Below are 24,999 nucleotides of genomic sequence, written 5' to 3'. Positions count from 1 at the left end.
AGTGCGTATAATCCGCCGTCATGACTCGAACCCGAACTCCCCGTACCCCTCAAAAACGCCCGACCGGCCGCTCCCGCGCCTGGCTGGGCTGGGCTTTGAAGCTCAGCCTGGTAGGCCTGGTGATCGTCGCCGGCTTCGCGGTTTACCTCGATGCCGTTGTCCAGGAGAAGTTCTCTGGCAAGCGCTGGACCATCCCGGCCAAGGTGTATGCACGGCCGTTGGAGCTGTTCACCGGCCAGAAACTGAGCAAGAACGACTTCCTCACCGAGCTCGACGCGCTTGGCTACCGGCGTGAAAGCGCGGCCAACGGCCCGGGGGCGGCGGCCGTCAACGGCAATACCGTCGACCTCAACACCCGTGGCTTCCAGTTCTACGAGGGCATGGAGCCCGCGCAATTCGTGCGCGTGCGCTTCTCCGGCGATTACGTGGCCGGCCTTTCCGGGGCCAATGGCAAGGCGCTTGACGTGGTGCGCCTGGAGCCGCTGATGATCGGCGGTATCTACCCGAAAAACCTTGAAGACCGCATTCTGATCAAGATCGACCAGGTGCCCAAGTACCTGCTCGAGACCCTGGTTGCCACGGAAGACCGCGACTTCTACAGCCACCATGGCGTGTCGCCCAAGTCCATCGCCCGGGCCATGTGGGTTAATACTTCATCCGGCTCGATGCGCCAGGGTGGCAGTACCTTGACCCAGCAGTTGGTGAAGAACTTCTACCTCAGCAGCGAGCGCAGCCTCAGCCGCAAAGTGACCGAAGCGATGATGGCGGTGCTGCTTGAACTGCATTACGACAAGCGCGAAATCCTCGAGGCCTACCTCAACGAGGTCTTTGTCGGGCAGGACGGCCAGCGTGCCGTGCACGGCTTCGGCCTGGCCAGCCAGTTCTTCTTCAGCCAGCCGCTGTCGGAGTTGAAGCTGCACCAGATCGCCTTGTTGGTGGGCATGGTCAAGGGCCCGTCCTACTACAACCCGCGGCGTTACCCTGAACGTGCCCTGGCCCGCCGCAACCTGGTGCTCGACCTGGTGGCCGAGCAAGGCGTGGCCAGCCAGGAGGAGGTCGATGCAGCGAAGAAGATGCCGCTGGGCGTGACCAAACGTGGCAGCCTGGCCGACAGCTCGTTCCCGGCCTTCCTCGACCTGGTCAAGCGGCAGTTGCGCCAGGACTACCGCGATGAAGACTTGACCGAGGAAGGCTTGCGTATCTTTACCAGCTTCGACCCGATCCTGCAGATGAAGGCCGAAGCCTCGATGAGCGAGACGTTCAAGCGCCTGGCCGGGCGCAAAGGGGCGGACGAGGTCGAATCGGCGATGGTCGTGACCAACCCGGAAACCGGCGAGGTACAGGCCCTGATCGGCAGCCGCCAGGCAGGTTTCGCGGGCTTCAACCGCGCCATCGATGCCTCGCGGCCGATCGGCTCGCTGGTCAAGCCGGCTGTCTACCTGACCGCGCTGGAGCAGCCGAGCAAGTACACCCTGACCAGCTGGGTGCAGGATGAGCCGTTCTCGGTCAAGGGTGGCGACGGCCAGGTCTGGCGCCCACAAAACTATGACCGCCGCCCGCACGGCACGATCTACCTGTACCAGGGGCTGGCCAATTCCTACAACCTGTCGACTGCCAAGATCGGCCTGGAAGTGGGGGTGCCAAACGTGATCAAGACCATCGGCCGGCTGGGGGTGAATGTCGACTGGCCAGCCTTCCCGGCCATGCTGCTGGGGGCTGGCGGCATGTCGCCGATGCAGGTCGCGACCATGTACCAGACCATTGCCAATGGTGGCTTCAACACGCCGATGCGCGGTATTCGCAGCGTGCTCACCGCCGAGGGCGAACCGCTCAAGCGCTACCCGTTCCAGATCCAGCAAACCTTTGACCCGGGTGCCATCTACCTGGTGCAGAACGCCATGCAGCGAGTGATGCGCGAAGGTACCGGGCGCTCGGTGTACAACACCTTGCCGCGCTCGTTGACCCTGGCGGGCAAGACCGGTACCAGCAACGACTCGCGCGACAGCTGGTTCTCTGGTTTCAGCCAGGATTTGCTGGCGGTGGTGTGGATGGGCCGCGACGATAACGGGAAAACACCGTTCACCGGCGCCACCGGTGCCCTGCAGGTATGGACCAGCTTCATGAAGAAGGCCGACCCGCTGCCGCTGGACATGCCGCAACCGGACAACGTGGTACAGGCCTGGATCGACCCCTACAGCGGCCAAGGGTCTGACGGCAGCTGTCCGGGAGCGGTACAGATGCCGTATATTCGCGGCAGTGAACCGCCCGCCGGCGCAACCTGTGGCGGCGAGCAGAATCCAGCTGAATCGGTCATGGACTGGGTCAAGGGCTGGATGAATTAAGCGCAGGCTGCATTGATGAGGTGTGACGTGAACAAGTGGCTGTTTCCTGCCGTGACGGCGCTGGCTGTGCTCCAGGGGTGCTCCAGCGTCCCGCGCGGCAATATTCCGGTGGTCGATTCGAGCACCCGCGTGTCGAACAGCGAGCGCGTGTCTGCCAACCGCCCGGCGGGTGGTTACAACGCTGGCACCGCGCAAGCGCAAACAATGCCTGAGGATTCCGGCGTCACCGTGATGATCCCGCAGGGCGCAGGCGCTTCGGGCATCCAGACCTTCCCGGCGGCCAATGGCGCGGCGCCGATCAGCACCGCGCCGATCACGCCGGGGCCGATCGCTACCGGGCCGGCCACGTCGGCGCCCATGACCACCAACCCCAACCCGATCGCCGACGAACCGTTCGATATCGCGGCGATGAACAGCGCCCCACAAAGCACCAGTGCCCCCACCGGTATTCCGCGCAGCAACACGGCTGCAGGTGGCCTGGCGGCTGACGAGCAACTGGACGGCCCAGTACTGGCACTGCTGACCACCGCCACCACCCAGCAGGGCAGTGGCGATTTCAACGGCGCTGCTTCCAGCCTGGAGCGTGCCCAGCGCATTGCCCCGCGCGAACCGCAGGTGCTCTACCGCCTGGCCCAGGTGCGTTTGTCGCAAGGCGATGCCCCGCAGGCCGAGCAGCTGGCGCGTCGCGCCCTGACCTACGCCAACGGCCGCCCCAGCCTGCAGGCCGAACTGTGGAACACCATCGCACAGGCCCGTGAAAAACAGGGCGATAGCGCTGGCGCCGCCTTGGCCCGGCAAAAAGCGCGGGTCAGTTCCTGATGATCGAGCAACGTATTCTGGACATCGCCGACCACCTGCTGCTGATCGAGCGTGAGCTGCAGGTGCAAGGCTGGTGGGAGGACGAGCCACCGAGCGACGAGGCGCTGGCCAGTACGGTGCCCTTCGCCGTCGATACCTTGCGTTTCGAGCAATGGCTGCAATGGATCTTCCTGCAACGCATGAAGATCATCATCGAGCTCGGCCAGCCGCTGCCAAATGCCTCCAGCATCTTGGTCATGGCCGAAACAGTGTTTGCCGACCGGCCGGAGCAAAGTCGTGAGCTGCGCCGGCTGTTGGCAGCTTTTGACCAATTGATCGCTCCTTCTGCCTGATTTCTTCAGTTTTTTCGTCAAGGGCCGCAGATTGTGGCCCTTTTTTATGGAAATCTTATTAATTCTGCTGCTGAAGCGATTTTTAGTGGTTGCAAGAATTCATCTCGGGGAAAAATTGGCAATAATTTTTCTTGACTTGTGCGCGCCGAATCACAAGAATCCAACTTCCGCTTTAGAGGGACTGCCAGAAGCAGACCCGCTAAGCAGATCATGAGGCGCACACCCGCGCCGACCTGTTACACCCCGCAACGCGTTACCTCGCGCTGGGTGGGAAAACCCCGCAACACTCTGGGGCGCTCCCAATACTTGCTCAGTCAGTGCTGACGTTCGCTCATGCTCTGCTTGGCAGTAAACCTATTAAGACCCGTCCTGAAGGGGCGGTATTCTGGCGTTTTAGAGGTGAACAACGTGGAGCTTTTATCTGGCGCTGAGATGGTCGTCCGCTTCTTGCGTGACGAAGGCGTTAAGCACATCTACGGGTACCCTGGTGGTGCTCTCCTGCATGTTTACGACGCGCTGTTCAAAGAACCGGAAGTGGAACACATCCTGGTTCGCCACGAACAGGCGGCAACCCATATGGCGGACGGCTACGCCCGCGCCACCGGCAAGGCCGGTGTGGTGCTGGTAACCTCCGGCCCGGGCGCGACCAATGCCATCACCGGTATTGCCACCGCCTACATGGACTCGATTCCGATGGTCATCCTGTCCGGCCAGGTGCCTAGCACCATGGTAGGTACCGATGCCTTCCAGGAAACCGACATGATCGGTATCTCGCGGCCGATCGTGAAGCACAGCTTCATGATCAAGCACCCGACCGAGATCCCTGAAATTCTGAAAAAGGCGTTCTACCTGGCGCAATCCGGTCGCCCAGGTCCAGTCGTGGTCGACATTCCAAAAGACATGACCAACCCGGCTGAAAAGTTCGAATACGTCTACCCGAAAAAGGTCAAGCTGCGCTCGTACAGCCCAGCGGTCCGTGGCCACTCCGGCCAGATCCGCAAGGCGGCCGAGATGCTGCTGGCTGCCAAGCGCCCAATCGTCTATGCCGGTGGCGGTGTGATCCTGGGCGGTGGCTCCGAAGCGCTGACCGAAATCGCCAAGTCGCTGAACCTGCCTGTCACCAACACCCTCATGGGGTTGGGCGGCTTCCCGGGTACTGATCGCCAGTTCCTCGGCATGCTCGGCATGCACGGCAGCTACACCGCCAACATGGCCATGCACAATGCCGACGTGATCTTCGCCGTCGGTGCGCGTTTCGACGACCGCGTGGTCAACGGCCCGGCCAAGTTCTGCCCGAATGCCAAGATCATCCATGTCGATATCGACCCGGCGTCGATCTCGAAGATGATCAAGGCCGATGTGCCTATCGTTGGCCCGGTCGACAGCGTGCTCAGCGAAATGCTCGGCATCCTCAAGGAAATCGGCGAGCAGCCCGACAAGGCCGCGCTGGATGCCTGGTGGAAGCAGATCGACGAGTGGCGTGGCAATGGTGAGCTGTTCCCTTACGACAAGGGCGACGGCAATGTCATCAAGCCGCAAAAAGTCATCGAGACCCTGTGCGAAGTGACCAAAGGTGATGCCTTCGTCACCTCCGACGTAGGTCAGCACCAGATGTTCGCGGCGCAGTACTACCGTTTCAACAAGCCGAACCGCTGGATCAACTCCGGTGGCCTGGGCACCATGGGCTTCGGCTTCCCGGCGGCGATGGGCATCAAGCTCAACTTCCCGGACCAGGACGTGGCCTGCGTGACCGGCGAAGGCAGCATCCAGATGAACATCCAGGAGCTGTCCACCTGCATGCAGTACGGCCTGCCGGTGAAGATCGTCAACCTGAACAACGGGGTGTTGGGCATGGTCCGCCAATGGCAGGACATGGCCTACAACGGTCGTCACTCGCACTCGTATGTCGAGTCGCTGCCTGACTTCATCAAGCTGGCCGAGGCCTATGGCCATGTGGGTATCCGCATCACCAGCCTGAAGGACCTCAAGCCGATGCTGGAAGAAGCGTTTGCGATGAAGGACCGCCTGGTATTCATCGACATCGCGGTTGACCGCAGTGAGCACGTCTATCCGATGCAGATCAAGGATGGCTCGATGCGTGACATGTGGCTGAGCAAGACGGAGCGTACCTGATATGCGGCATATCATTTCCCTGCTGCTGGAAAACGAACCCGGTGCTTTGTCCCGTGTGGTCGGCCTGTTCTCCCAGCGCAACTACAACATTGAAAGCCTGACCGTGGCGCCGACCGAAGACCCGACCCTGTCGCGTCTGACGCTGACCACCGTTGGCCATGACGAAGTGATCGAACAGATCACCAAGAACCTGAACAAGCTGGTCGAAGTGGTCAAGCTCGTCGACCTGTCGGAAAGCGCCCACATCGAGCGCGAGCTGATGCTGGTCAAGGTCAAGGCCACCGGTGCCCAGCGCGCCGAGATCAAGCGCACCACGGATATCTTCCGTGGCCAGATCGTCGATGTGACTGCCAGCGTGTACACCGTACAACTGAGCGGTACCAGCGACAAACTGGACAGCTTCATCCAGGCCATCGGCACCGCATCGATTCTCGAAACCGTGCGCAGCGGCGTTACCGGCATTGCCCGTGGCGACAAAGTGCTCAGCATCTGAATTTAAAAATTAGCGATGGCTCCGCAGGGGGCCGAGATATAACCAGGGGTATTTTCATGAAAGTTTTCTACGATAAAGACTGCGACCTTTCCATCATCCAGGGCAAGAAAGTCGCCATCATCGGTTACGGCTCCCAGGGCCACGCTCAGGCGTGCAACCTGAAGGACTCCGGTGTAGACGTTACCGTCGGTCTGCGTAAAGGTTCGGCTACCGTTGCCAAGGCTGAAGCCCACGGCCTGAAAGTTGCCGATGTTGCTACCGCTGTCGCTGCGGCTGACCTGGTGATGATCCTGACCCCGGACGAGTTCCAGGGCACGCTGTACAAGAACGAAATCGAGCCGAACATCAAGAAGGGCGCTACCCTGGCCTTCTCCCACGGCTTCTCGATCCACTACAACCAGGTTGTGCCGCGCGCCGACCTGGACGTGATCATGATCGCGCCGAAAGCGCCGGGCCACACCGTGCGCTCCGAGTTCGTCAAGGGCGGTGGTATCCCTGACCTGATCGCGATCTACCAGGACGCTTCGGGCAACGCCAAGAACGTCGCCCTGTCCTACGCCGCTGGCGTGGGTGGTGGCCGTACCGGTATCATCGAAACCACCTTCAAGGACGAGACCGAAACCGACCTGTTCGGTGAGCAGGCTGTTCTGTGCGGCGGTACCGTAGAGCTGGTCAAAGCCGGTTTCGAAACCCTGGTTGAAGCTGGCTACGCGCCAGAAATGGCCTACTTCGAATGCCTGCACGAGCTGAAGTTGATCGTTGACCTCATGTACGAAGGCGGTATCGCCAACATGAACTACTCGATCTCCAACAACGCAGAGTACGGTGAGTACGTCACCGGCCCAGAAGTCATCAACGAAGAATCCCGCAAGGCCATGCGCAACGCACTGAAGCGCATCCAGGACGGCGAGTACGCGAAGATGTTCATCTCCGAAGGCGCCACCAACTACCCATCGATGACCGCCAAGCGTCGTAACAACGCTTCGCACGGCATCGAGATCATCGGTGAGCAACTGCGCTCGATGATGCCTTGGATTTCGGCGAACAAGATCGTCGACAAAGCCAAGAACTGAGTAGCATCGCAACATGAAAAACGCGGCTTCGGCCGCGTTTTTTCGTTCTGGCAGTCAGCATCTGGTATAAAGCAGACCAGTGGCCTGCCGTCAGAACCTGTTTCGCGGGCCCGTGTCGAACATTTTCCATCCTGTTGCAAGGTACCCTCCATGAGCGAACGTCCCGAAGAGCCGAACAAGCCCTCCGACGCCGAAAGCCTGCTACCGGTCGATGAGCACGTTGAAGAAGGCCATGACGCCGAAGGTCGCAAGGTGCGCCACCGCGGCATCTACCTGCTGCCCAACCTGTTCACCACCGCCAACCTGTTTGCCGGCTTTTATTCCATCATCAGCTCGATGAGCGCACAGAGCGCCCTGAGCGCTGGCGACCCGCGTGAAGCGAGCAAGTATTTCGCCTTTGCCGCCATTGCCATCTTCGTGGCTATGGTGCTCGATGGCCTCGACGGCCGTGTCGCGCGCATGACCAATACCCAAAGCGCGTTCGGCGCCGAGTATGACTCGCTGTCGGACATGGTCGCCTTCGGTGTGGCCCCGGCCTTGCTGGCCTTCGGCTGGGCGTTGGGTGACATGGGCAAGGTTGGCTGGATGGTCGCCTTCATCTATGTTGCCGGCGCCGCGCTGCGCCTGGCACGCTTCAACACCCAGGTCGGCACCGCCGACAAGCGCTACTTCATCGGCCTGGCCAGCCCGGCTGCCGCGGGTGTTGTGGCCGGCACCGTGTGGGCGTTCAGCGACTACGGTATTCAGGGCTCCAAGCTGTCGTTCCTGGTGGCGCTGTTGGTGGCGGCTGCAGGCATGCTGATGGTCAGTAACATCAAGTACAACAGCTTCAAGGAGCTGGACCTCAAGGGCCGTGTGCCCTTTGTGGCCATCCTTGCCGTGGTGCTGGTGTTTGCCGTGGTGTTCAGCGACCCGCCGCGTATCCTGCTGCTGATCTTCCTCGCCTACGCGGCTTCGGGGCCTATCCAGTTCCTGCTCAAGTCGCGCCGCCGTAAAGCGTAAAAAACGCTTAACGCTGGAATAACCCGCCGGCTCCATAGTCTTACTGGTACGTCCGTTACCCAGTGCTATGGAGCCGCTCATGCTCATCAAGCTTCCCAGGTCGTCCGAGTGCAAGGCATCGGAGATCACCCCCGAAGGCATTTACCTGTCCCGTCGTACGTTGTTGGGTGGCTCGTTGGCCGGCCTGGCCCTGGGCGCATTGCCCAGTGTTGGTCGTGCGGCCGAGGCCAGCCGTTATGCAGATGTCGAGCCGGGCAGGGCGCCTGGCTGGTTCACGGAAAAGCTCGGCGCCACGCAGTGGCAGGCAGTCACGGCCAAAGGGGAGGCGATCACGCCGTTCAAGGACGCTACCCACTACAACAACTTCTATGAGTTCGGCCCCGACAAGGGCGACCCGGCGGCCAATGGCGACAGCCTGAAAACCGAGCCCTGGTCGGTTGTAGTGGATGGTGAAGTCGGCAAGCCTGGGCGCTATGCCCTGGAAGACTTCGTCAAACCCTACCAGCTTGAAGAGCGCATATACCGGCTGCGTTGTGTAGAGGCCTGGTCGATGGTCATCCCATGGCTGGGGTTCCCATTGGCTCAGGTACTGAAGCAGGTCGAGCCTACTTCAAAGGCCCGGTACGTGCGCTTCGAAACGCTGAAAGACCCGGAGCATATGCCTGGCCAACGCTCGGGCTTTGCGCTGATTGACTGGCCTTATAGAGAAGGGCTGCGCCTGGACGAAGCGATGCACCCCTTGGCGGTTCTTGCGGTAGGCATGTATGGCCGCGAGTTGCCCAACCAGAATGGTGCACCGCTGCGGCTGGTGGTGCCGTGGAAGTATGGTTTCAAGAGCATCAAGTCGATCGTGCGCATCAGCCTGGTGGCCGAGCAGCCCGGGACTACCTGGCAAGGCCTGGCACCCGATGAATATGGGTTCTACGCCAATGTGAACCCCACTGTCGATCACCCGCGCTGGAGCCAGGCGCGGGAGCGGCGGCTGCCTAGCGGGCTTTTCAGTCCCAATGTGCGGGAGACGCAAATGTTCAATGGCTATGCCGATGAAGTGGCCTCGCTCTATGCCGGGCTCGACCTGCGGAAGAACTACTGATGCGCTATCCCTGGTTTCGTCTGGCGATCTTTATTGTGGGCTGCCTGTTTCCTGCCTGGTGGTTGTACGAAGCGGCAACGGGGTTGCTGGGGCCTGACCCGGGCAAGATCATGATGGACCGGTTGGGGCTTGGCGCGCTGATCTTCCTGCTGGTGACCTTGAGCATGACGCCGCTGCAGAAGCTGACGGGGTGGTCGGGTTGGATCGTGGTGCGGCGGCAGCTGGGGTTATGGGTGTTTGCGTATATCGTGCTGCACATTCTCTGTTACCTGTTCTTTATTCTCGGGCTGGATTGGGGGCAGTTGGCGGTGGAGCTGCGCAAGCGGCCTTACATTATTGTCGGGGCGCTGGGGTTTCTTGGGTTGTTGGCGTTGGCGGTTACCTCGAACCGGTATAGCCAGCGGCGGCTTGGCGCGCGGTGGAAGAAGCTGCACCGGTTGGTGTATGCGGTGTTGGGGCTGGGGTTGCTGCATTTCTTGTGGATCGTGCGTTCGGATCTGCGGGAGTGGGCGGTTTATGCGTTTGTTGGGGTTGTATTGATGGGGCTGAGGGTTCCGGCGGTTTCGCGGAGGTTGGCTGGGTTGGTCAGGCGGTAGGGGGGGTGAGTTGGGTTCAGGTTGGGCAATGGGCCTGTCTATAGATAGTGGTGGGGTTGGGAGGCGTACGCCGCAACACATTCAGTGCCTGTGAGATCGAGCGCCGCCCGCGCGGCGCTCGATCTCACAGGCGCTGAAAATGTTGTGGCGAACACTTCGCGGCCTCAAAGCAGCCTTCGCCTGGAATATTTCAAATAAATGAAATTAAAGGTTGACGCCCTCTCGAATCCCCTTATAATGCGCCCCACTTCCAGCGACAACGGAACGACAAACTCCTTGAAATTCAATGAGTTAATCGATTCGGAAGGCGCTGTGAGGGCTACGATCAAATGATCGAAAGCGGTTGAGATGATGGTTGACAGCGCTTTTAAACGCTGTATGATTCGCCTCCCGCTACGAGAGATCGCAGCGAGTCAAGTGTTTGAAGCTAAACGAGTTTCTCGCAAAAAACTTCAAAATAAACGCTTGACAGCAAATGAGGAAGGCGTAGAATGCGCGCCTCGGTTGAGACGAAACACTCTTAGCCAACCGCTCTTTAACAAATCGAATCAAGCAATTCGTGTGGGTGCTTGTGAGTACGGACTGATAGTCACAAAGATTATCAGCATCACAAGTGGCCATGCGAGAAATCACATAGTCATTTGAGATTGCTGAGCCAAGTTTAGGGTTTCTTAAAAACCCAAGCAGTATTGAACTGAAGAGTTTGATCATGGCTCAGATTGAACGCTGGCGGCAGGCCTAACACATGCAAGTCGAGCGGATGACGGGAGCTTGCTCCTTGATTCAGCGGCGGACGGGTGAGTAATGCCTAGGAATCTGCCTGGTAGTGGGGGACAACGTTTCGAAAGGAACGCTAATACCGCATACGTCCTACGGGAGAAAGCAGGGGACCTTCGGGCCTTGCGCTATCAGATGAGCCTAGGTCGGATTAGCTTGTTGGTGAGGTAATGGCTCACCAAGGCGACGATCCGTAACTGGTCTGAGAGGATGATCAGTCACACTGGAACTGAGACACGGTCCAGACTCCTACGGGAGGCAGCAGTGGGGAATATTGGACAATGGGCGAAAGCCTGATCCAGCCATGCCGCGTGTGTGAAGAAGGTCTTCGGATTGTAAAGCACTTTAAGTTGGGAGGAAGGGCAGTAAGTTAATACCTTGCTGTTTTGACGTTACCGACAGAATAAGCACCGGCTAACTCTGTGCCAGCAGCCGCGGTAATACAGAGGGTGCAAGCGTTAATCGGAATTACTGGGCGTAAAGCGCGCGTAGGTGGTTTGTTAAGTTGGATGTGAAAGCCCCGGGCTCAACCTGGGAACTGCATCCAAAACTGGCAAGCTAGAGTACGGTAGAGGGTGGTGGAATTTCCTGTGTAGCGGTGAAATGCGTAGATATAGGAAGGAACACCAGTGGCGAAGGCGACCACCTGGACTGATACTGACACTGAGGTGCGAAAGCGTGGGGAGCAAACAGGATTAGATACCCTGGTAGTCCACGCCGTAAACGATGTCAACTAGCCGTTGGAATCCTTGAGATTTTAGTGGCGCAGCTAACGCATTAAGTTGACCGCCTGGGGAGTACGGCCGCAAGGTTAAAACTCAAATGAATTGACGGGGGCCCGCACAAGCGGTGGAGCATGTGGTTTAATTCGAAGCAACGCGAAGAACCTTACCAGGCCTTGACATGCAGAGAACTTTCCAGAGATGGATTGGTGCCTTCGGGAACTCTGACACAGGTGCTGCATGGCTGTCGTCAGCTCGTGTCGTGAGATGTTGGGTTAAGTCCCGTAACGAGCGCAACCCTTGTCCTTAGTTACCAGCACGTTATGGTGGGCACTCTAAGGAGACTGCCGGTGACAAACCGGAGGAAGGTGGGGATGACGTCAAGTCATCATGGCCCTTACGGCCTGGGCTACACACGTGCTACAATGGTCGGTACAGAGGGTTGCCAAGCCGCGAGGTGGAGCTAATCTCACAAAACCGATCGTAGTCCGGATCGCAGTCTGCAACTCGACTGCGTGAAGTCGGAATCGCTAGTAATCGCGAATCAGAATGTCGCGGTGAATACGTTCCCGGGCCTTGTACACACCGCCCGTCACACCATGGGAGTGGGTTGCACCAGAAGTAGCTAGTCTAACCTTCGGGAGGACGGTTACCACGGTGTGATTCATGACTGGGGTGAAGTCGTAACAAGGTAGCCGTAGGGGAACCTGCGGCTGGATCACCTCCTTAATCGACGACATCAGCCTACTGATGAGCTCCCACACGAATTGCTTGATTCATTTGCTGATGAGAATTCAGAAATGAACATTCGTTGATGAATGTTGATTTCTGACTTTTGTCAGACCGTTCTTTAAAAATTCGGATATGTGATAGATATAGACTGACACGCACTTTCACTGGTGTGTGATCAGGCTAAGGTAAAATTTGTGAGTTCTGCTCTTAACTGAGCGAAATGCGAATTTTCGGCGAATGTCGTCTTCACAGTATAACCAGATTGCTTGGGGTTATATGGTCAAGTGAAGAAGCGCATACGGTGGATGCCTTGGCAGTCAGAGGCGATGAAAGACGTGGTAGCCTGCGATAAGCTTTGGGGAGTCGGCAAACAGACTGTGATCCAGAGATCTCTGAATGGGGGAACCCACTCAGCATAAGCTGAGTATCTTGTACTGAATACATAGGTGCAAGAGGCGAACCAGGGGAACTGAAACATCTAAGTACCCTGAGGAAAAGAAATCAACCGAGATTCCCTTAGTAGTGGCGAGCGAACGGGGACCAGCCCTTAAGTTGGTTTGAGATTAGTGGAACGCTCTGGAAAGTGCGGCCATAGTGGGTGATAGCCCCGTACACGAAAATCTCTTATCAATGAAATCGAGTAGGACGGAGCACGAGAAACTTTGTCTGAATATGGGGGGACCATCCTCCAAGGCTAAATACTACTGACTGACCGATAGTGAACCAGTACCGTGAGGGAAAGGCGAAAAGAACCCCGGAGAGGGGAGTGAAATAGAACCTGAAACCGTATGCGTACAAGCAGTGGGAGCCTACTTTGTTAGGTGACTGCGTACCTTTTGTATAATGGGTCAGCGACTTATATTCAGTGGCGAGCTTAACCGAATAGGGGAGGCGTAGCGAAAGCGAGTCTTAATAGGGCGTTTAGTCGCTGGGTATAGACCCGAAACCGGGCGATCTATCCATGGGCAGGTTGAAGGTTAGGTAACACTGACTGGAGGACCGAACCGACTACCGTTGAAAAGTTAGCGGATGACCTGTGGATCGGAGTGAAAGGCTAATCAAGCTCGGAGATAGCTGGTTCTCCTCGAAAGCTATTTAGGTAGCGCCTCATGTATCACTGTAGGGGGTAGAGCACTGTTTCGGCTAGGGGGTCATCCCGACTTACCAAACCGATGCAAACTCCGAATACCTACAAGTGCCGAGCATGGGAGACACACGGCGGGTGCTAACGTCCGTCGTGAAAAGGGAAACAACCCAGACCGTCAGCTAAGGTCCCAAAGTCATGGTTAAGTGGGAAACGATGTGGGAAGGCTTAGACAGCTAGGAGGTTGGCTTAGAAGCAGCCACCCTTTAAAGAAAGCGTAATAGCTCACTAGTCGAGTCGGCCTGCGCGGAAGATGTAACGGGGCTCAAACCATGCACCGAAGCTACGGGTATCACCTTTTGGTGATGCGGTAGAGGAGCGTTCTGTAAGCCTGTGAAGGTGAGTTGAGAAGCTTGCTGGAGGTATCAGAAGTGCGAATGCTGACATGAGTAACGACAATGCGAGTGAAAAACTCGCACGCCGAAAGACCAAGGTTTCCTGCGCAACGTTAATCGACGCAGGGTTAGTCGGTCCCTAAGGCGAGGCTGAAAAGCGTAGTCGATGGAAAACAGGTTAATATTCCTGTACTTCCAGTTATTGCGATGGAGGGACGGAGAAGGTTAGGCCAGCCTGGCGTTGGTTGTCCAGGTTTAAGGTGGTAGGCTGGAATCTTAGGCAAATCCGGGATTTCAAGGCCGAGAGCTGATGACGAGTTGCCTTTAGGCGACGAAGTGGTTGATACCATGCTTCCAAGAAAAGCTCCTAAGCTTCAGATAACTGGGAACCGTACCCCAAACCGACACAGGTGGTTAGGTAGAGAATACCAAGGCGCTTGAGAGAACTCGGGTGAAGGAACTAGGCAAAATGGCACCGTAACTTCGGGAGAAGGTGCGCCGGCGAGGGTGAAGGACTTGCTCCGTAAGCTCATGCCGGTCGAAGATACCAGGCCGCTGCGACTGTTTATTAAAAACACAGCACTCTGCAAACACGAAAGTGGACGTATAGGGTGTGACGCCTGCCCGGTGCCGGAAGGTTAATTGATGGGGTTAGCGCAAGCGAAGCTCTTGATCGAAGCCCCGGTAAACGGCGGCCGTAACTATAACGGTCCTAAGGTAGCGAAATTCCTTGTCGGGTAAGTTCCGACCTGCACGAATGGCGTAACGATGGCGGCGCTGTCTCCACCCGAGACTCAGTGAAATTGAAATCGCTGTGAAGATGCAGTGTATCCGCGGCTAGACGGAAAGACCCCGTGAACCTTTACTATAGCTTTGCACTGGACTTTGAATTTGCTTGTGTAGGATAGGTGGGAGGCTTTGAAGTGGGGACGCCAGTTCTCATGGAGCCATCCTTGAAATACCACCCTGGCAACTTTGAGGTTCTAACTCAGGTCCGTTATCCGGATCGAGGACAGTGTATGGTGGGTAGTTTGACTGGGGCGGTCTCCTCCCAAAGAGTAACGGAGGAGTACGAAGGTGCGCTCAGACCGGTCGGAAATCGGTCGTAGAGTATAAAGGCAAAAGCGCGCTTGACTGCGAGACAAACACGTCGAGCAGGTACGAAAGTAGGTCTTAGTGATCCGGTGGTTCTGTATGGAAGGGCCATCGCTCAACGGATAAAAGGTACTCCGGGGATAACAGGCTGATACCGCCCAAGAGTTCATATCGACGGCGGTGTTTGGCACCTCGATGTCGGCTCATCACATCCTGGGGCTGAAGCCGGTCCCAAGGGTATGGCTGTTCGCCATTTAAAGTGGTACGCGAGCTGGGTTTAGAACGTCGTGAGACAGTTCGGTCCCTATCTGCCGTGGACGTTTGAGATTTGAGAGGGGCTGCTCCTAGTACGAGAGGACCGGAGTGGACGAACCTCTGGTGTTCCGGTTGTCACGCCAGTGGCATTGCCGGGTAGCTATGTTCGGAAGAGATAACCGCTGAAAGCATCTAAGCGGGAAACTTGCCTCAAGATGAGATCTCACTGGGATCTTGAATCCCCTAAAGGGCCGTCGAAGACTACGACGTTGATAGGTTGGGTGTGTAAGCGCTGTGAGGCGTTGAGCTAACCAATACTAATTGCCCGTGAGGCTTGACCATATAACACCCAAGCAATTTGCTAGCGCAGATTGCGGTGGTGAAGATGACATGAACCGAAAGTTCGCAACGCATCACAAACATCACATATCCGAATTCGCTGGGCTGTCCATCTGGACATTCTGGCTACAGAATTTCTTGACGACCATAGAGCATTGGAACCACCTGATCCCATCCCGAACTCAGCAGTGAAACGATGCATCGCCGATGGTAGTGTGGGGTTTCCCCATGTGAGAGTAGGTCATCGTCAAGATTCATTTCGCAAAACCCCTATCTGCGCATGCAGGTAGGGGTTTTGTCTTTATGCTCCAAAAAAGTCCCCTGGCCTCACAACAATCCCTGTGGGAGCGGGCGTGCCCGCGAACACGGGCGAAGCCCGTGCCATGCCCCCAGGGAACGCATCACGCGTGATATCGTTTCCCCCACCAACCTCAGCTCAGCACCTGCCAGAGAGTTTCCGATGCCCCACACCACCCATCTTCACCCCGGCTTCATGATCGTCCACGGCAACCGCCTCGACGATTTGCGCAGCCTTGTGGTGAGCTGGATGCGTTGTTACCCGCTGGCACCGTTGGAAAACGAAATCGCCCTGGTGCAGAGTAACGGTATCGCTCAATGGCTCAAGCTGGCGCTGGCGGAAGACCCGCTGGAGGACGACCAAGGTGGCTGCGGCATCGCTGCTGCAATCGAGGTTCAACTGCCCGGCAGCTTCATGTGGCAGTTGTACCGCAGCGTGCTGGGGCGCGATGAAATTCCCGAGGTGTCCCTGCTCGACAAAGCGCCGCTGACCTGGCGCCTGATGCGTCTGCTACCAGCGCTGATCGAGCGCCCGCACTTCGAGCCGTTGCGCCGCTTCCTGACGGATGACGGTGACCTGCGCAAGCGCTACCAGCTGTCCGAGCGCCTGGCCGATCTGTTCGACCAGTATCAGGTCTACCGGGCCGACTGGCTCAGGGACTGGGCAGCGGGTGAGCACGTGCTGAACACCGCCCGTGGCGAACGCAAGGCACTGCCCCCGGCTAACCGCTGGCAGGCCGAGTTGTGGAAGGCCTTGCTGGAAGACGTCGGCGAAAAAGGCATGGCGCAAAGCCGGGCCGGCGTGCACCAGCGCTTCATCGAACGTATCAATAGCCTGGAACAGGCTCCCCCCGGGTTACCCTCGCGGGTGATCGTGTTCGGCATTTCATCGCTGCCGGCCCAGGCCTTGGAGGCATTGGCTGGCCTCGCACGCTTCAGCCAGGTGTTGTTGTGCGTGCACAACCCTTGTCGCCACCACTGGGCGGACATCGTTGCCGACAAAGACCTGCTGCGCCACCAATACAAGCGTCAGCAGCGCAAACAAGGCATGCCCTTGCAGCTCGACGACCAGGCCCTGCACCAGCACGCACACCCATTACTGGCTGCCTGGGGCAAGCAAGGCCGAGACTACATCAACCTGCTCGACAGCTACGACGACCCAGGTAGCTACCAAGGCGTGTTCAGCGATGGTCGCATCGACCTGTTCAGCGACGGTTCACCCGCCACGCTGCTCAATCAATTGCAGGACGACATTCTCGAACTCCGCCCGCTGGCAGAAACGCGCGCGCTGTGGCCGCCAGTCGATCCCGCCAACGACCGCTCGATCCGTTTTCATATTGCCCACAGCCCCCAGCGCGAAGTGGAGATTCTCCACGACCAACTGTTGGCCCGCTTCAGTGCCGACCCCACGTTACGCCCGCGTGATGTCATCGTCATGCTGCCGGCCATCGACACATACGCGCCGCACATCCGCGCCGTTTTCGGCCAACTGCAGCGCAATGACCCACGTTATATACCGTTCACCCTGACCGACCAAGGGCAGCGTGGCCGGGAACCTCTGCTGATTGCGCTGGAACACCTGCTCAAGCTGCCGGACAGCCGTTTCGCAGTCAGCGAAGTGCTCGACCTGCTGGATGTCCCGGCGGTAAGAGCCCGGTTCGGTATCCGCGAAAACGACCTGCCTACCCTGCACCGCTGGATCGAAGGCGCAGGCATTCGCTGGGGCCTCGATGCCGAGCAGCGAGCCAGCCTTGGCCTGCCCGCCGGGCTTGAACAGAACACCTGGCGCTTTGGTTTGCGACGCATGCTGTTGGGGTATGCCGTAGGCGTGGGCGAAGCGTGTGACGGTATTGAGCCGTACGATGAAATCGGTGGTCTGGACGCAGCCCTGATCGGCCCGCTGGTGGCCCTGCTCGACGCACTGGATGTCGCCTGCCAGGCCCTGGCCGAACCGGCCACCGTCAGCCAGTGGGGCGAGCGCCTGCATGCCCTGTTGCATGTGTTCTTCCTGGCCGAGGACGAGCACGACGAATTCCTGCTGATCCAGTTGCAGGATCTGCGCGATAGCTGGCTTGAAGTATGCGAAACGGTCGGCCTGCAGGACCCTCTGCCATTGACCGTGGTGCGCGAGGCCTGGCTGTCGGGGCTGGACCAAGGCAAGCTGTCGCAACGTTTCCTGGCGGGCTCGGTGAATTTCTGCACCCTCATGCCCATGCGTGCGATCCCATTTCGGGTGGTGTGCCTGCTGGGCATGAACGATGGTGATTACCCCCGCGCCCAGCAGCCGCTGGACTTCGACCTGATGGCCAGCGACTACCGCCCCGGTGACCGCTCACGCCGTGAGGACGACCGTTATCTGCTGCTCGAAGCGCTGCTGTCGGCACGTGACCAGCTGTACGTCAGCTGGGTCGGGCGCAGTATCCGTGACAACAGCGAACGCCCGGCCTCGGTGTTGATCGGGCAGTTGCGCGACCACCTTGCGGCGGGTTGGCAACTGAACGGCGCACAGCAGGGCCAGGCGACACAGGCGGGCGAGCAGCTGCTGCACGCCCTGACCCAAGAGCACCCGCTGCAACCGTTCAGCCCGCGCTACTTCCAGAAGGGCAGCCCGCTGTTCAGCTATGCCCACGAATGGCAAGTGTTGCACCAGCAGAGCGAAGGCGACCCGCAGGGCGAACCAGCCCTGGCGCCCTATCAGGATGATGAAGCGCTTACCCTGACCCAGCTGAGTGACTTTCTGCGCCACCCGGTTCGGCATTTCTTCAGTCAGCGCCTCAAGGTGTACTTCGAAGCGCTGGAGGCGCCGACCCCGGACGAAGAACCCTTCACCCTCGACACCCTGCAGCGCTACGGCGCCAGTGAAAGCCTGCTCGGTGTCGCCTTGGCCGCACCGGGCAACGCCGAGCAGGCCCTGCAGGCTCAGGCCCGGCGTTTGCAGGCTTGCGGCGTGCTGCCACTGGCGGGGTTCGGCGAGCTGCTGCAAAGCGAGTTGATCGAGCCGTTACCCGACCTGCTGCAACGCCACCAGCAGTTGCTGCAACGCTGGCCGCGCTTGGTCGAGGGCGCTTTGCCCGTTCATTTCGAGCACGGCCGGCACCGTCTCGAAGGCTGGCTGGGGCGGGTATTCCAGGCCGACGACCAAAGCCTTCTGAGTATTACCACCGTGCCCAACACTATCAGTGCCGGGCGCAACAACCTGAAGTGGCACCGCCTGATCGCGCCCTGGGTCACCCACTTGGCGGCCTGTGCCGCAGGCTACGCCTACCATAGCGCCCTGGTCGCCAGCGACCTGACCCTGTTGCTGGCACCGCTGCCGCAAGGCGCCGCCGGGCAACTGTTGGGCGACCTGCTGGTGGCGCGCCAGGCCGCGATGAACGCGCCCCTGTCGGTCGCCGCCAAAACCGCTTTTGCCTGGTTGGCCCACGACGATGCCGACAAAGCCCTGGCCGCTGCGGCCCGCGCCTACGAGGGCGATGAACGCAACAGTTTCGGCGAGCGCAGTGAAAGCATCGCCCTGGCTCGGCAGTTCCGTGATTTCGCCGCACTGACCGCCGACGAAACCTTTGAAGGCTGGTGCGAAACCTTGTACCGCCCATTGTTCACCGCACCCTGGCAGACCCTGGGCAACCCGGAGAAAGGCGCATGACCCAGGCCCGCCCCTTGGCGTTGAGTTTCCCCTTGCATGGCAGCCAGCTGATCGAGGCCAGTGCCGGCACCGGCAAGACCTTCACCATTTCCGCCCTGTACCTGCGCCTGATCCTCGGGCATGGCGGCGAGCAGGGTTTTGCACGCGAACTGCTGCCACCGCAGATTCTGGTGGTGACTTTCACCGATGCCGCCACCAAGGAGTTGCGCGAGCGTATCCGTGCGCGCCTGGCAGAAGCTGCACGCTTCTTCCGTGGCGAGCTGGAGGGCGCCGACCCTTTGCTGCACCAACTGCGTGACGACTACCCGCAAGAGGCCTGGCCGCGCTGTGCCGGGCGCCTGGAAATTGCGGTGCAGTGGATGGACGAAGCAGCGGTATCGACCATTCACGGCTGGTGCCAGCGCATGCTGCGCGAGCACGCTTTCGACAGCGGCAGCCTGTTCACCCAGACCCTGGAAACAGACCACAGCGAGCTGCTGGGCCAGGTCATGCGCGATTACTGGCGGCGCTTCTGCTACAGCATGCAAGGCCAAGCGCTGGCGTGGGTGCGCAGCCATTGGGTCAGCCCCGACGCCTTGCTCCCGCGCATTCGCCCCTTGTTCGGCCGGGTGCGGGCCGAGCAGCACGGCGCGGAACCGGCGGCACTGATCGAGGCCTCGCTGCAGCAGCGCAGCGAACAGTTGGCCCGGCTCAAGGCACCTTGGCTACAGTGGGCCGAAGAGCTGCGGCAGATCTGCCGCGATGCCCTGGCTGCCAAGCAGGTCGACGGCCGCAAGATGCAGGCGCGCTATTTCGAACCCTGGTTCGACAAGCTCCACGCGTGGGCTACGGACGAACAACAGGTGGAGCTCGACCTCGGTACCGGCTTCACCCGCCTGACACCGGCCGGCATGGCCGAGGCCTGGAAGGGCGAGCCACCCGCGCACCCAGGCCTGGATGCCATGCAGACCCTGGCGCAACACCTGCAAGCCCTGGATAGCCCGGATGCCCTCCTGCTCGAGCATGCCGCCAATTGGGTTTCGGCACGGTTTGAAGTGGAGAAGCGCCGGCGGGCAGAAATGGGCTTTGACGATATGCTGGTGCGCTTGCAGCACGCACTGGCCAGTGAAGCCGGCGAGCGTCTGGCCGGGCTGATTCGTGAGCAGTTCCCGGTGGCCCTGATCGACGAATTCCAGGACACCGACCCGGTGCAGTACGGCATTTTCGAGCGTATCTACCAGATCAGCGAAAACCGCCCGGACACCGGCCTGTTCATGATTGGCGACCCGAAGCAGGCGATCTACGCCTTCCGCGGTGCAGACATTCACACCTACCTCGCCGCACGGCGGGCCACCAGCGGTCGGCTGCACAGCCTGGACACCAACTACCGCTCCAGCAAGGCCATGGTGGCGGCAGTCAATCAGGTGTTCCTGCAGGCCGAGGCGCGTCAGGGAGGGCGCGGGGCGTTCCTGTTCCGCGGTGCCGATGACAACCCGTTGCCGTTCATCGAGGTGCACGCCAAAGGCCGTAGCGAACAGCTGGTGATCAACGGCGAAGCCAGCGCTGCCCTGCAATGCTGGCAGCTGCAGAGCGAAGAGCCGGTATCCGGCAGTGTCTACCGCCAGCAACTGGCAGCCAGTTGCGCCAGCCACATTGTCGATTTGCTCAATGGCGGCCAGCAAGGCATGGCCGGTTTCCGCAGTGCCGAAGGCGAACTGCGCCCCTGCCTGCCGTCAGACATCGCCATTCTGGTGCGGGATGGCCACGAAGCGCAGCTGGTGCGCGCCGAGCTGGCCGCACGCGATGTACGCAGTGTGTACCTGTCCGACAAGGACTCGGTGTTCGCTGCCCAGGAAGCCCACGACCTGCTGGCCTGGCTCAAGGCCTGCGCCGAGCCCGATTCGGAGCGCCTGCTCAAGGCGGCCCTGGCCAGCCTTACCTTAGGCCTGTCGTTGCCCGCACTGGACCGCTTGAACCAGGACGAGCGGGTCTGGGAAGGCTGGGTCATGCGGTTCCGCTACTACCGCGAAACCTGGCAGCGCCAGGGCGTACTGCCTATGCTGCGCCACCTGCTGCATGACTTCCAGCTGCCGCGCACGCTGATCCGCCGCAGCGATGGCGAACGGGTGCTGACCAACCTGCTGCACCTGGCCGAGTTGCTGCAGCAGGCAGCTGGCGAACTGGATGGCGAACAGGCGCTGATTCGCCACCAGGCCGAGCACCTGGCCAGTTCTGGCCAGGCTGGCGAGGACCAGATTCTGCGCCTGGAAAGCGACGAACAGCTGGTCAAGGTGGTGACCATCCACAAGTCCAAGGGCCTGGAGTATCCGCTGGTCTACCTGCCGTTCATCTGCACCAGCAAACCTGTGGACGGTAGCCGGCTGCCGCTGGCCTGGCACGACCCTGAAGGCCACGCCCACCTTACCCTGACCCCAAGCCAGGAGCAGATCGAACGCGCCGACGATGAGCGCCTGGCCGAAGACCTGCGCCTGCTGTATGTGGCCCTTACCCGTGCCCAGCATGCCTGCTGGCTGGGTGTCGCCGACCTCAAGCGCGGCAACCAGAAAACGTCGCAGTTGCACCGCTCGGCGTTGGGGTATCTGCTGGGTGGCGGCCTTGCCCTGGCCAGTTCGGCGCAGTTGGCCGACTGGTTGCAGGCCCTGGCCGCGGGTTGCCCGCACATCGCCTGCCCAGGCCTGCCGCCGGCGCAGCAGCAGGTGTATCGCATGCCCCACGCCGAACGTGAATTACTGCCGGCACGCAAGCCACGCCGCGCCGCCGCTGAGCACTGGTGGATCGCCTCCTACAGCGCCCTGCGCGTTGGTGACCAAACCCTCGGTGCCGACAGCTCGCAGGCCCAGCAACTGCAGGATGACGAAGTCGTCGATGTGCAGGTGCTGCGTGAAGTCCCGGCCGACAGCGGTGATATCCACCGCTTCCCGCGGGGGCCGAACCCCGGCACCTTCCTGCACGGTCTGCTGGAGTGGGCAGGCCGCGAAGGCTTTAGCCTGGTAAGCCGTAACCCGCAGTTGATCGAGCGAACCGTTGGCCAGCGCTGCAACCGCCGAGACTGGACGGGTTGGATCCCCACCCTCAGCCAGTGGATGCAGCGCTTGCTGAGCGAGGCCTTGCCGTTGCCCGGCAGTGGGCAGAGCGTGACGCTCGGGGAGCTGTGCACTTACCAGATCGAAATGGAGTTCTGGTTCGCCAGCCAGCGCGTCGACGCCGAGCAGCTGGATCGTCTGGTAGCACGCCACACCCACCCCGGCCTGGCGCGCCCGGCGGCGCAGCCGACGCTGCTCAATGGCATGTTCAAAGGGTTCATCGACCTGGCATTCGAGCTGGACGGCCGCTATTACGTGACCGACTACAAATCCAACTGGCTTGGCCCGGATACCCAGGCTTACGATGCCCTGGCCATGGAAAAAGCCATCCTCGAACACCGCTACGACCTGCAGTACGTGTTGTACCTGCTGGCCCTGCACCGGCAACTGCGCGCGCGGCTGCCGGATTACGATTATGACCGCCACGTGGGCGGTGCCTTGTTCATCTTCCTGCGGGGTGCCAGCAGCAGCGGGCACGGCGTTTACTTCACCAAGCCACCGCGTGAATTGATCGAAAGCCTGGATGCGCTGTTCCGTGGCGAGCACCCGCCCACCCAGCAGGACCTGTTTGCCGGAGTCATGCCATGAGTCGCAGCCTTGTCGACCTGTTGCCCACCCCATTGCACGCCGAGTACCTGCTGGCGCTGGCGCCGCAAACTGACAGCGGTGACCTGCTGCAACTGCTCGACCGCTGGGTCGAACGCGGCTGGCTACGGCCGCTTGACCGTGCGTTCGTGTCATTTCTGGAAGAGCGGGCCCCAGGCAGTGACCCCTTACTGCTGCTTGCCGCAGCGTTGGCCAGCCATCAACTGGGCCACGGCCACGTCTGCCTCGACCTGCAGCAAACCCTGGCCGAGCCCGACTTTGCCCTGTCGTTGCCGCCAGAGGGCGACGCACTGACCGGCCCGTTGCTGTTGCCTTCGCAATTGCTGGCCAACCTCGACTTGCAAGCATGGCGCCAACGCATCGTTGCCAGCCCGCTGGTGGCCGCTGGCGACGCACCGGGCCAGCAGGCGCGCCCCCTGGTGCTCAGCGGCCAGCGCCTGTACCTGCGCCGTTACTGGAGCTACGAGCGGCGTATCGACCACACCTTGCGCCTGCGCCTGAGCCAGGCTGAAGCAGCGCCGGCGGACTTGCCGCAACGCCTGGCGCAGTTGTTCGAGGGCGGCGCCGCGGCAGGCCAGGTGGACTGGCAGAAGCTCGCCTGCGCCCTGGCCACCCGCGCCGGCTTCAGCATCATCACTGGCGGCCCCGGTACGGGCAAGACCACTACGGTGGTGCGCCTGCTGGCGTTGTTGCAAGCGCCGGCGGTGGAGCAGCGCAGGCCATTGCGTATCCGCCTGGCGGCACCCACCGGCAAGGCCGCTGCGCGCCTGACCGAGTCCATTGGCCAGCAGGTCGAGCGCCTGCAGGTCAGTGCCCAGGTACGCGAGCAGGTGCCGACCGACGTCAGCACCGTGCACCGCCTGCTCGGTAGCCGCCCGGGTTCGCGGCACTTCCGCCACCATGCCGGCAACCCGTTGCCGCTGGATGTGCTGGTGGTCGACGAAGCCTCGATGATCGACCTGGAGATGATGGCCAACCTGCTCGACGCCTTGCCAGCGCGGGCACGCCTGGTATTGCTGGGTGACAAGGACCAGTTGGCCTCGGTCGAGGCCGGTGCCGTGCTGGGTGACTTGTGCCGGGACGCCGAAGAAGGCTACTACGCGCCGGCCACCGCCAGCTGGCTCGAACAGGTCAGTGGCGAATCGCTGGCTGGCAGTGGCCTCAAGGTTGGCGATGAACAGCGCAACCCGCTGGCCCAGCAAGTGGTGATGCTGCGCTTTTCGCGGCGCTTTGGCGAAGGCAGCGGGATTGGGCAGCTGGCGCGGCTGGTCAACCGGCAGGACGCCCACGCGGCGCGCAACCTGCTGGCCATGCCACCGGCTGATGTGCACAGCCTGGTGCTCAGGCACGAGCAGGACCGCGCCTTCGACCGCCTGCTGCTCGATGGCTTGAACCAGGGCAGTGAAGGGCCGCAAGGGTACCGCAGTTATTTGCGTACCCTTGGCCGCTATCGGCCACTGCTGGATACCCCGTTCGACGACCCCGCCTGGGAGCAGTGGGCGGGCAAGGTGTTGCACAGTTTCGAGGACTTCCAGTTGCTGTGTGCGGTACGCCGCGGTGCCTGGGGCGTCGAAGGGCTCAACGAGCGGGTGGCGCGGGTGCTGCACGGCGCCGGCCTGATCGACAGCCAGCAGCCTTGGTACGAAGGGCGCCCGGTGCTAGTCACCCGCAACGACTACGGCTTGGGCCTGATGAACGGCGACATCGGCATTGCCCTGCGTTTGCCGGACGAGCGCGGCGAGCCGCTGCTGCGGGTGGCCTTCCCGCGTAATGACGGCAGCGGCGGCGTGCGTTTTGTCCTGCCCAGCCGCCTGAATGAAGTGGAAACGGTATTTGCCATGACGGTGCACAAGTCCCAGGGTTCGGAGTTCGGCCACACCGCACTGGTACTGCCCGACGCACTGAACCCGGTGCTGACCAAGGAGCTGGTCTACACCGGGATCACCCGCGCCAAGCACTGTTTCAGCCTGGTCGAGCCGCGCCAGGGCATTTTCGAAGAAGCGGTGTCGCGCAAGGTAAGGCGCATTTCCGGGTTGATGCTGGAGCAAGTCTGACCCCGGCCGAAACCAGGTGGAGATCCCCTGT

The 24,999-nt window shown here is 60.5% G+C and carries 12 protein-coding genes and 3 rRNA genes; all 15 read left to right on the top strand.

Features of this window, described 5'->3' with window-relative positions; translation table 11 throughout:
• The first annotated feature begins 20 nt into the window (after nt 1-20).
• Nucleotides 21-2,342: a penicillin-binding protein 1B gene (mrcB, locus tag FPB55_RS22000; protein ID WP_009685382.1), complete on the top strand. Its 2,322-nt coding sequence runs from the start codon at nt 21-23 to the stop codon at nt 2,340-2,342.
• Between the two features lie 15 nt (nt 2,343-2,357).
• Complete coding sequence (locus tag FPB55_RS21995) at nt 2,358-3,161, top strand: tetratricopeptide repeat protein (RefSeq protein WP_125855429.1); 804 nt, start codon at nt 2,358-2,360, stop codon at nt 3,159-3,161.
• Nucleotides 3,161-3,493 carry a YqcC family protein gene (locus FPB55_RS21990; RefSeq protein WP_009685384.1) on the top strand — a complete coding sequence of 111 codons (333 nt, stop codon included), beginning with the start codon at nt 3,161-3,163 and terminating at the stop codon, nt 3,491-3,493. The genes FPB55_RS21995 and FPB55_RS21990 overlap by 1 nt, the downstream gene beginning before the upstream one ends.
• A 408-nt stretch (nt 3,494-3,901) precedes the next feature.
• Nucleotides 3,902-5,626 (top strand): acetolactate synthase 3 large subunit, encoded by a 1,725-nt coding sequence (locus FPB55_RS21985; RefSeq protein WP_009685385.1) that lies wholly within the window; start codon nt 3,902-3,904, stop codon nt 5,624-5,626.
• A 1-nt stretch (nt 5,627) separates the two neighbouring features.
• Nucleotides 5,628-6,119, top strand: a complete 492-nt coding sequence (ilvN, locus tag FPB55_RS21980) for an acetolactate synthase small subunit (protein ID WP_003250040.1) — start codon at nt 5,628-5,630, stop codon at nt 6,117-6,119.
• A 56-nt stretch (nt 6,120-6,175) separates the two neighbouring features.
• The gene (ilvC, locus tag FPB55_RS21975; RefSeq protein ID WP_009685386.1) at nt 6,176-7,192 is read left to right on the top strand and encodes a ketol-acid reductoisomerase; all 1,017 of its coding nucleotides are present in this window, start codon (nt 6,176-6,178) and stop codon (nt 7,190-7,192) included.
• Between the two features lie 150 nt (nt 7,193-7,342).
• Nucleotides 7,343-8,194: a CDP-diacylglycerol--serine O-phosphatidyltransferase gene (gene pssA / locus FPB55_RS21970; protein ID WP_009685387.1), complete on the top strand. Its 852-nt coding sequence runs from the start codon at nt 7,343-7,345 to the stop codon at nt 8,192-8,194.
• A gap of 79 nt (nt 8,195-8,273) precedes the next feature.
• Nucleotides 8,274-9,287 carry a protein-methionine-sulfoxide reductase catalytic subunit MsrP gene (msrP, locus tag FPB55_RS21965; protein ID WP_115294761.1) on the top strand — a complete coding sequence of 338 codons (1,014 nt, stop codon included), beginning with the start codon at nt 8,274-8,276 and terminating at the stop codon, nt 9,285-9,287.
• A complete protein-coding gene (gene msrQ / locus FPB55_RS21960) occupies nt 9,287-9,883 on the top strand; it encodes a protein-methionine-sulfoxide reductase heme-binding subunit MsrQ (RefSeq protein ID WP_054905991.1) in 597 nt (198 codons plus the stop codon). The genes msrP and msrQ overlap by 1 nt, the downstream gene beginning before the upstream one ends.
• Before the next feature lie 691 nt (nt 9,884-10,574).
• A 16S ribosomal RNA gene (locus tag FPB55_RS21955) occupies nt 10,575-12,111 on the top strand.
• 281 nt (nt 12,112-12,392) lie between these two features.
• Nucleotides 12,393-15,285: ribosomal RNA gene (locus tag FPB55_RS21950) — 23S ribosomal RNA — on the top strand.
• Between the two features lie 134 nt (nt 15,286-15,419).
• Nucleotides 15,420-15,535 (top strand): 5S ribosomal RNA (rrf, locus tag FPB55_RS21945).
• Together the 16S, 23S and 5S rRNA genes form the textbook arrangement of a ribosomal RNA operon.
• A 207-nt stretch (nt 15,536-15,742) precedes the next feature.
• The gene (gene recC / locus FPB55_RS21940) at nt 15,743-19,225 is read left to right on the top strand and encodes an exodeoxyribonuclease V subunit gamma (RefSeq protein WP_144189265.1); all 3,483 of its coding nucleotides are present in this window, start codon (nt 15,743-15,745) and stop codon (nt 19,223-19,225) included.
• Nucleotides 19,222-22,896, top strand: a complete 3,675-nt coding sequence (gene recB / locus FPB55_RS21935; RefSeq protein WP_144189263.1) for an exodeoxyribonuclease V subunit beta — start codon at nt 19,222-19,224, stop codon at nt 22,894-22,896. The genes recC and recB overlap by 4 nt, the downstream gene beginning before the upstream one ends.
• Entirely contained in the window at nt 22,893-24,968 is a 2,076-nt protein-coding gene (gene recD, locus FPB55_RS21930) for an exodeoxyribonuclease V subunit alpha (RefSeq protein ID WP_144189261.1), read from the top strand. The genes recB and recD overlap by 4 nt, the downstream gene beginning before the upstream one ends.
• Nucleotides 24,969-24,999 lie beyond the last annotated feature (31 nt).

It is taken from the genome of Pseudomonas sp. BJP69, assembly GCF_007633355.1.
Classification (GTDB): domain Bacteria; phylum Pseudomonadota; class Gammaproteobacteria; order Pseudomonadales; family Pseudomonadaceae; genus Aquipseudomonas; species Aquipseudomonas juntendi.
This window is presented reverse-complemented; position numbering and strand designations above follow the sequence as displayed.

What these genes read in the sequence shown, in the direction of transcription:
- ilvN (WP_003250040.1), top strand. Translation starts at nt 5,628, where the DNA reads ATGCGGCATATCATTTCCCTGCTGCTGGAAAACGAACCCGGTGCTTTG.
- mrcB (WP_009685382.1), top strand. Translation starts at nt 21, where the DNA reads ATGACTCGAACCCGAACTCCCCGTACCCCTCAAAAACGCCCGACCGGC.
- FPB55_RS21995 (WP_125855429.1), top strand. Translation starts at nt 2,358, where the DNA reads ATGAGGTGTGACGTGAACAAGTGGCTGTTTCCTGCCGTGACGGCGCTG.
- msrQ (WP_054905991.1), top strand. Translation starts at nt 9,287, where the DNA reads ATGCGCTATCCCTGGTTTCGTCTGGCGATCTTTATTGTGGGCTGCCTG.
- FPB55_RS21990 (WP_009685384.1), top strand. Translation starts at nt 3,161, where the DNA reads ATGATCGAGCAACGTATTCTGGACATCGCCGACCACCTGCTGCTGATC.
- msrP (WP_115294761.1), top strand. Translation starts at nt 8,274, where the DNA reads ATGCTCATCAAGCTTCCCAGGTCGTCCGAGTGCAAGGCATCGGAGATC.
- pssA (WP_009685387.1), top strand. Translation starts at nt 7,343, where the DNA reads ATGAGCGAACGTCCCGAAGAGCCGAACAAGCCCTCCGACGCCGAAAGC.
- recD (WP_144189261.1), top strand. Translation starts at nt 22,893, where the DNA reads ATGAGTCGCAGCCTTGTCGACCTGTTGCCCACCCCATTGCACGCCGAG.
- recB (WP_144189263.1), top strand. Translation starts at nt 19,222, where the DNA reads ATGACCCAGGCCCGCCCCTTGGCGTTGAGTTTCCCCTTGCATGGCAGC.
- recC (WP_144189265.1), top strand. Translation starts at nt 15,743, where the DNA reads ATGCCCCACACCACCCATCTTCACCCCGGCTTCATGATCGTCCACGGC.
- ilvC (WP_009685386.1), top strand. Translation starts at nt 6,176, where the DNA reads ATGAAAGTTTTCTACGATAAAGACTGCGACCTTTCCATCATCCAGGGC.